13 protein-coding genes and 1 pseudogene are annotated in these 7,250 nt (G+C 36.1%); 10 read left to right on the top strand and 4 right to left on the bottom strand.

What is annotated here, in order from left to right:
• Window positions 1-229: 229 nt before the first annotated feature.
• The gene (locus CUN59_RS22100) at window positions 230-1,009 is read left to right on the top strand and encodes a GUN4 domain-containing protein (protein WP_243406949.1); all 780 of its coding nucleotides are present in this window, start codon (window positions 230-232) and stop codon (window positions 1,007-1,009) included.
• 183 nt (window positions 1,010-1,192) lie between these two features.
• Here CUN59_RS22100 and CUN59_RS14510 read toward each other — a convergent pair whose 3' ends face one another.
• The gene (locus tag CUN59_RS14510; RefSeq protein WP_243406950.1) at window positions 1,193-1,447 is read right to left on the bottom strand and encodes a hypothetical protein; all 255 of its coding nucleotides are present in this window, start codon (window positions 1,445-1,447) and stop codon (window positions 1,193-1,195) included.
• A 21-nt stretch (window positions 1,448-1,468) separates the two neighbouring features.
• On the opposite strand from CUN59_RS14510, the pseudogene CUN59_RS22105 reads away from it, so the two are divergent.
• The 4 genes and pseudogenes from CUN59_RS22105 to CUN59_RS14530 all read left to right on the top strand — a co-directional run.
• A pseudogene (locus CUN59_RS22105) lies at window positions 1,469-1,543 on the top strand (XisI protein); the annotation flags it as partial.
• Between the two features lie 92 nt (window positions 1,544-1,635).
• Window positions 1,636-3,051 carry a serine/threonine-protein kinase gene (locus CUN59_RS14520; protein WP_104388516.1) on the top strand — a complete coding sequence of 472 codons (1,416 nt, stop codon included), beginning with the start codon at window positions 1,636-1,638 and terminating at the stop codon, window positions 3,049-3,051.
• A gap of 134 nt (window positions 3,052-3,185) precedes the next feature.
• Window positions 3,186-3,536, top strand: a complete 351-nt coding sequence (locus CUN59_RS14525) for a hypothetical protein (RefSeq protein WP_104388517.1) — start codon at window positions 3,186-3,188, stop codon at window positions 3,534-3,536.
• A complete protein-coding gene (locus tag CUN59_RS14530; protein ID WP_104388518.1) occupies window positions 3,533-3,934 on the top strand; it encodes an HNH endonuclease in 402 nt (133 codons plus the stop codon). The genes CUN59_RS14525 and CUN59_RS14530 overlap by 4 nt, the downstream gene beginning before the upstream one ends.
• Before the next feature lie 41 nt (window positions 3,935-3,975).
• Here CUN59_RS14530 and CUN59_RS22355 read toward each other — a convergent pair whose 3' ends face one another.
• Window positions 3,976-4,101, bottom strand: coding sequence for a hypothetical protein (locus tag CUN59_RS22355; protein WP_279327308.1), 126 nt, complete (start codon window positions 4,099-4,101; stop codon window positions 3,976-3,978).
• Between the two features lie 266 nt (window positions 4,102-4,367).
• Here CUN59_RS22355 and CUN59_RS14535 point away from each other — a divergent pair, with 266 nt between their 5' ends.
• The 5 genes from CUN59_RS14535 to CUN59_RS14550 all read left to right on the top strand — a co-directional run bounded on the left by CUN59_RS14535 (window position 4,368) and on the right by CUN59_RS14550 (window position 6,204).
• Window positions 4,368-4,559, top strand: a complete 192-nt coding sequence (locus CUN59_RS14535) for a type II toxin-antitoxin system HicA family toxin (RefSeq protein ID WP_279327309.1) — start codon at window positions 4,368-4,370, stop codon at window positions 4,557-4,559.
• Between the two features lie 168 nt (window positions 4,560-4,727).
• A complete protein-coding gene (locus tag CUN59_RS14540) occupies window positions 4,728-4,958 on the top strand; it encodes a type II toxin-antitoxin system HicB family antitoxin (RefSeq protein ID WP_104388520.1) in 231 nt (76 codons plus the stop codon).
• A 93-nt stretch (window positions 4,959-5,051) separates the two neighbouring features.
• A complete protein-coding gene (locus CUN59_RS21130; RefSeq protein ID WP_133164027.1) occupies window positions 5,052-5,180 on the top strand; it encodes a DUF2281 domain-containing protein in 129 nt (42 codons plus the stop codon).
• A 350-nt stretch (window positions 5,181-5,530) separates the two neighbouring features.
• Window positions 5,531-5,800, top strand: coding sequence for a hypothetical protein (locus tag CUN59_RS14545; protein WP_104388521.1), 270 nt, complete (start codon window positions 5,531-5,533; stop codon window positions 5,798-5,800).
• A complete protein-coding gene (locus CUN59_RS14550) occupies window positions 5,791-6,204 on the top strand; it encodes a type II toxin-antitoxin system VapC family toxin (RefSeq protein ID WP_104388522.1) in 414 nt (137 codons plus the stop codon). Before CUN59_RS14545 ends, CUN59_RS14550 begins: the two co-directional genes overlap by 10 nt.
• A gap of 208 nt (window positions 6,205-6,412) precedes the next feature.
• Here CUN59_RS14550 and CUN59_RS14555 read toward each other — a convergent pair whose 3' ends face one another.
• Entirely contained in the window at window positions 6,413-6,676 is a 264-nt protein-coding gene (locus CUN59_RS14555) for a type II toxin-antitoxin system RelE family toxin (protein ID WP_104388523.1), read from the bottom strand.
• Window positions 6,673-6,903 (bottom strand): hypothetical protein, encoded by a 231-nt coding sequence (locus CUN59_RS14560; RefSeq protein WP_104388524.1) that lies wholly within the window; start codon window positions 6,901-6,903, stop codon window positions 6,673-6,675. Before CUN59_RS14560 ends, CUN59_RS14555 begins: the two co-directional genes overlap by 4 nt.
• Window positions 6,904-7,250 lie beyond the last annotated feature (347 nt).

Genomic DNA, 7,250 nt, shown 5'->3' on the forward strand with positions numbered 1-7,250 from the left:
CTAAGCAACGCAATGATATAATTACCAGAATATAATTAAATTAATCTTCACCATATCAGGACTTACGCAAAATAGAACGAAAGTAGGGGTAATACCCTTCGGGAAGCAAGCTACATGAATTACCCCTACGAAATAATCAGGGTTGCAGTTACATCTTGCGTAAGTCCTACATATCTACAAGGGTATGATTATTTGGCAACCAGGGCAACAAATTAATAACGGTAGATTTATGACAAATCATTCACAACAACCCGGAAAATACGATGCTGTATTAGGTGGTCAAAATCAAAATCAAACCCCGGAGTTTGCAGCAGTTTTAGGTGGCATTGAAGGAGTAAAATTAGGATTGAGTAATCCTAACCCCCAAGTAAGAATAGTCTCAGTTAAACAGGCTTTGAATTATGGAGAAAGTGGGTTAGATTTAGTTATTCAGTCTTTAAATGATGACTGTGAAGATGTCCAAAATACTGCTTATGGTTTATTAACACTTCGTACAGAAGCAAAGGTAAAAGAAGCGTTAATAATATTCGATAATGCACAATTAAAATCAGATGTAGGAATGAACTACAGGAAACTGCGTGACTACCTCGCACAAGGGAAATGGAAGGAAGCAGACGAGGAAACAAGACGGGTAATGTTAGCAGTTGCGAAACGGGAAAAGGAAGATTGGTTAGATGAAAAAAGTATTGATAATTTTCCCTGTGCAGACCTGAGTATTATTGATAAGTTGTGGGTAAAATACAGTGATGGTAAATTTGGGTTTTCTATCCAGAAACGAATTTATCAAGGTTTCGGTGGAACGAGAAAATATAACAGCGAAATTTGGAGACAGTTCGGGGACAAGGTAGGATGGAATGCAGGAGACTGGTTGTACTACAAAGATATTTTGACAAGAATTACAGCACCAGAAGGCCACCTACCACGGGAGGTTTTTGTCGGTAGGTTTGACCACTTTAGTGTGAGGGGGAGGGGGGGGTTTGTGGTTCTTCTCTCGCGTCGAGACTTGTAAACTGTAACATTTAAGGGTTACAGAAAATTATTAAAAATTGTAAACAAGTGATTTTGTACGAAGTCTTGAGGGTTCTGGGTTTTGGATACCTGGTACTGGGTTTTTTGGTTTTTCAGAAAAAACCTGTAGTACAATACCGAATAAATCATGTACTAGACGCGAAAATCCATATCCTGAACGTTCTTACATCCTGGGTATCCTGTTTGGTGACAAATTAGGATTAGGATTATAACAATTGGCTTTGACAAACTTAGATGCAACTTGTTGAATTTCCTCATTATCAATATTTAACTCATCCCAAAACAGCTTTAACTGTCCTGGAGAAGATTTTTTTCCCTGACGTTTTGGTTTCATTCCCGCTAATAACTTGCTACCCCAACGTTGTCGCTTTTCCGGTTTCGGTTGGGGACGGTATTTTTTACAGAAACCTCTATTCAAACTCCCACCAAAAATCATCCAGTAACAAAAGAGGATATTGTTTTTGGTTTACAACCACCATACAAACGTCCTTATACTGGTTATGGGGTAGCTTAATTTCTATTTCTCAAGAAGTCGGGGATCTAAGCAACGCAATGATATAATTACCAAAATATAATTGAATTAATCTTCACCATATCTACAAGGGTATGATTATTTGGCAACCAGGGCAACAAATTAATAACGGTAGATTTATCATTCAGGGTAAACCCTTGGGTAGTGGTGGTTTTGGGACTACCTACAAAGCCTTAGAACCTAGCACGGGTAAATTATACGCCATTAAAACCCTCAATCAGCAAATGCAATTGCAAGAGGACTTTGCAGAACAACAGGTTAAGTTTATTAACGAAGCCTTGACAATTAAAGGTTTTGATCATCAGCATATTCTCAAAGTCCATGAAGTCATCCAATCAGGTGAGCTTTTTGGCGTGGTGATGGAATATATTGATGGAGTAACTTTATTTCAATATATTAGACAAAAGGGACAACTTACCGAAAGCGAAGCACTATTATATATAGATCAAATTGGTCAGGCTTTAGAATATATTCACGCTAAAGGCAGTTTACACCGAGACATTAAACCTGCAAATATTCTTTTACGCCAAAATAAACAAGAAGCGGTTTTAATTGATTTTGGTTTAACTCGCAGTATGGCTACTAAAAGTATGACTGCTTCTTTAACGGAAGGTTATGCACCTATTGAACAATATCGTCGCAAAGGGAGTTTTGGACCCCATACCGATGTTTACGCTTTAGCTGCTACTTTATATTATCTGCTCACGGCTGATGGACTCAACAAAGAGGGTGAATTTAGTCCCGTACCCGCACAAAACCGGAAATATGATGATGAACCTTTACCCGCACCTCAACATTATAATTCTTGCATTAGTCAGAGGGTGAATGATGCTATTTTAGCAGGGATGGAAATAGAACCGGAAAACCGGACTCAGACTGTGTTGGAGTTTCGGGAAAATTTGGGTTTGGTGGTTCAACCTGTACCAGTTCAACCTGTGATAATACCATCTATTTCTACACCTCAACCACAACCAAGACAACAGCAAAATATCCCCGCACCTCAATCGAATAACCAAGAGGTACAATTAAAATCATCCTGTGGAATGGACTACAGGAAACTGCGTGACTACCTCGCACAAGGGAAATGGAAGGAAGCAGACGGGGAAACAAGACGGGTAATGTTAGCAGTTGCGAAACGGGAAAAGGACGGTTGGTTAGATGATAAAAGTATTGATAATTTTCCCTGTGAAGACCTGAGTATTATTGATAAGTTGTGGGTAAAATACAGTGATGGTAAGTTTGGTTTTTCTGTGCAGAAACGAATTTATCAAGGTTTCGGTGGAACGAGAAAATATAACAGCGAAATTTGGATACAGTTCGGGGACAAGGTAGGATGGAGAAAAGGAGGCGACTGGTTGTACTACAAAGATATTACTTTTGACAATAAAGCACCAGAAGGCCACCTACCTTTAGTTTTCCGGCTGTATTGGAGTGGGGTGCGGGTGGGTTGTTCTTCTCTCGCGTCGAGACTTGTAAACTGTAACATTTAAGGGTTACAGAAAATTATTAAGTCAGAATCAGGATGTCCAGGATTGAAGGATGTACAGGATAGTAGCTAACTATAATTTTCTAGAAATCATGATTTTTGTATCATAGAAAATAACAAACTTTGGAAAAAATCACCATGCCCAAAATTACCCTAGAAATATCAGAAGAATTATCTCAACAAATAGCACAAATTGGCATAGAAACTTTACCAGAATTACTTGCTTTAAGTCTGCAACAACCACCCATACCAACACAAATTTACCAATATATTCTTAATTTTCTTGCTAGTAACCCCACACCCCAACAAATGGCAGAATTTAAACCTACACCAGAAATACAAGATAGGTTGAGTACCTTACTCACACGCAGTAAAGCAGGTAAACTCACACCCACAGAGTCAAAAGAACTCGATGAATATGAACGTATTGAACACTTAATTGTCATGATTAAAACTGGTAATTTAGCTTATTTGAGTAATAACCTGTGAGTATATCCTATATTCCCGCAGCACTTCGCAGATTAGTAGAAGAACGCGCAAAACATCAATGTGAATATTGTTTGCTACCTGCAAAAGTTGCATTTTTTCCCCATGAAATTGACCATATCATTGCAGAAAAACATGATGGTGAAACCAATGCTGATAATTTAGCACTCACTTGTTGGCGTTGTAACCGATATAAAGGTAGTGACTTAGGTTCATTTGACCCAGAAACAGGAAATTTTAGTTTTCTATTTAACCCACGTAAACAGGAATGGAAACTTCATTTTATGTTTTCAGAAGTGATGATTATTGGTTTAACTCCAGAAGGAAGAACAACAGTTAAGCTGCTACAAATAAATAGTGAAGAAAGACTAGCAGAACGTAAAAAATTAAGATTTGAATAGGTAATAAATATGTCAAAAAAATCATCAAATCCTACAAAAAATCATCCAGTAACATCCTGAAAATCTTCACATCCTGGACATCCTGATATGGCTACGCCACGCTTCGCTATCAGACAAAAAAAATCACCAAATCCCCACCAAAAATCATCTAATAAGTAGTCGTGCAAAATAAATTTTATATTTTGGAGAGGGAACAGGGAACAGGGAACAGGAAATAAGGAATACAGAGATTTTTCTTTTTTCCAAAAATGTTAAATTAATTTTGCTCAGGTACTTAACATCCTGTAAATCTTTACATCCTGGATATCCTGATTCAGAATATTACAGCTTAGGATATAATCAAATTGGGTAAATAATCAAAATAATCTATGAATACATTAGAACGACATAACGCACCAATTAATTCAGACAAATATTAAAGACATAACTTAAAATTAAAGAATGCCCAAAAAAAATTAGACAATTAAAATCTATGTTAACAAAAGCAGGATTTATTTACCGTCCCGCAAAAGGTAGTCATAGTTTTTGGACTCATCCATTAATACCAGATGAACCTGTAACCATAGCAGGAGGTGATGGAGATGATGCACCAAAATATTTAGAAAAACAAGTAAATAATGTATAGCAACCACCACATCGGTTAGGACAGTAGGGGCGAAGCATTCGGGCAGATAATTTATGGCTCTTACCCTGATATTTTTCGCCCGAATGCTTCGCCCATCCCCTAAATTTATGTCCTAACCTTCCTGGCGACTGCTATATTACAAAAACTAGAAAAATTACAGGAGGAATCATGAATTATCATTATAGTATGATCATTCAATGGTCAAACGAAGATAATTGTTATTTAGTACATTTACCTGAATTTCCTTGGCAACAATTCCACACCCATGGTAAAACTTATACAGAAGCAGCAAAAAATGGAGAAGAAGTCATAGAATCTCTAATTTTGTGGTATCAAGAACAGGGAAAAACTTTGCCAGAACCAATAGCTTTACCAGAAAAATCCTTAAATGTCGCATAAATTTATAAATTTGTGTATTGATATTGTCACAAATTAAAATATTAGTACATCACAGATAAAATCAATACCCCGAATAACTCAGACAAAAAAATTATGACAATAGCTGACCAAATTTACGCACTTGTAAAAACCCTACCCCCAGCACAAGCTGAAGAAATTCTCAACTTTGCAGAATTTATCCGTAATAAACACCTCAACACTAATCAAAATATCAATAACTAAGATCCCCGACTTCTTAGACAATTTATCTGTTAAATGGAAAGATTAACAAAAGAAGTCGGGGATCTAAATCTCGTCAGAATCAGGATAACCGGGATTAAAGGATTAACAGGATGGTAATTTATAGATGGTTTAAATTATTCAAAAACAATCATTCAAAAACATCCTGAAAAATCCCCAAGTTCCCACCAAAAATCATCCAACAACATCCTCAAGTCCTGGACATCCTAATTCAGACAAATAAAATCCCCAACTCCCCACCAAAAATCATCCAATCACATCCTGTAAATCCTTAAATCCTGGATATCCTGATTCTGATATAATATGATCAATTACCAGCAGGAGTAAAAGCTATGACTGTTAAAAAACTGATTCAAGCAGAAATTGACAAAATACCAGAACAAGAACTAAATAACCTTTATCAATGGATAAAAGAATTTACCGATAAAATAAATAATATAAAACATTCACAAACCTTAGAAACCTCAGATAAACAACTCACTAATTCCTATCCTTATCATGATTTAGATTATCTTGCTGGAACATGGACACAAGAAGATGAAACAGAATTTTTACTGAATACTCAACAATTTAATGAAATTGATCAAAAGTTATGGCAATAAAATCAATCTTACTAGATACTAATGCTTATACTGCTTTTAAACGTAATCAAAATGAAGCAGTTACAATAATTGCAAATGTAGATATTATTGTCATCAATTCTATCATCCTTGGAGAATTACTAGGAGGTTTTGCATTAGGAAATAAACCAGACATTAATGGTTATGAATTAGATAAATTTATACAATCTCCTAGAGTCAAAATATTTACCATAGATGAAAAAACATCAGAATATTATGCTCTCATTTATTCTCAATTACGAAAGAAAGGAAAACCTATACCTACTAATGATATTTGGATTGCAGCTACAGCAATTCAACATGATTTAATTTTATTTACTTATGATAGTGATTTTGAAAATATAGAAAACTTAAAATTAGGTAATTGTTTAGCAGATTTTATTTAGGAATCATAATTTAACAACATCCTGAAAATCCTCAAATCCTGGACATCGTGATTCAGACAAAATAAAACCTCGAACTCCCACCAAAAATCATTCAATAACATCCTGTAAATCCTCAAATCCTGAACATCCTGATAGCGAAGCGTGGTGTAAGCCATAAATCCTCAAATCCTGGACATTCTGATTCTGACAGTTAAAATCCTAATTCAAACTATGAGAAAAAACTCTCATAATCATCATGACTACCAACCCAGAACCATGTGATTGTATCACCATCTAAAACCCCAATTGCTCGATAATTACGAGTTATTCTCACAGACCAAATATTTTCCTGGTTATTTATACATTTAAAATGCAAAGACGGATAAAAGGGATTTTCTCTCCATAACCGATAAGCTTTTCTCGCACTCTGTCTAACTTGCTTATCAAGAGACTTATATTCATCACAAAAAGAAGCAAGAGTTGCGGACTTCATAACTGATCATAATCCATCGGTTTAGCTAATCCTTCTGCAATCTCTCTCTTAGCACGTTGAGCAGATGCAATTAATTTTTGTTGCGTTTTCTTAAATGAATTATCCCATTTTAATTCGTCTTGCAAATCTTCTAAATATTCTCTCAGATGTTCTGCAACTCTGTCTTGTACATCTTCAGATAAGGATTCCATCATTTTGATTACAGTAGTAATTGCTGGAGATGACATAATACAATATCCTTGGCAACTTTATCTTTACTGAAAAACTAAGTAGGTTGGGGTTAAAAATTGTCGTTGGGGCAAGGGAACAGGGAACAGGGAACAGGGAACAGGGAACAGGGAACAGGGAACAGGGAACAGGGAACAGGGAACAGGGAACAGGGAACAGGGAACAGGGAACAGGGAACAGGGAACAGGGAAGAGAGTTTTGGGCGATTTTACTTTTCTTCACATACCTTTAAATTTTTCGGTCTACCTACTTAACTCAATCAATATAATGAATCATCATAACCCACATGGCATCCTGAACTTATCCTGTAAATCCTCAACATCCTGATATGGCTACGCCACGCTTC

Origin of the sequence: Cuspidothrix issatschenkoi CHARLIE-1 (genome assembly GCF_002934005.1) — a bacterium.
Lineage (GTDB): Bacteria > Cyanobacteriota > Cyanobacteriia > Cyanobacteriales > Nostocaceae > Cuspidothrix > Cuspidothrix issatschenkoi.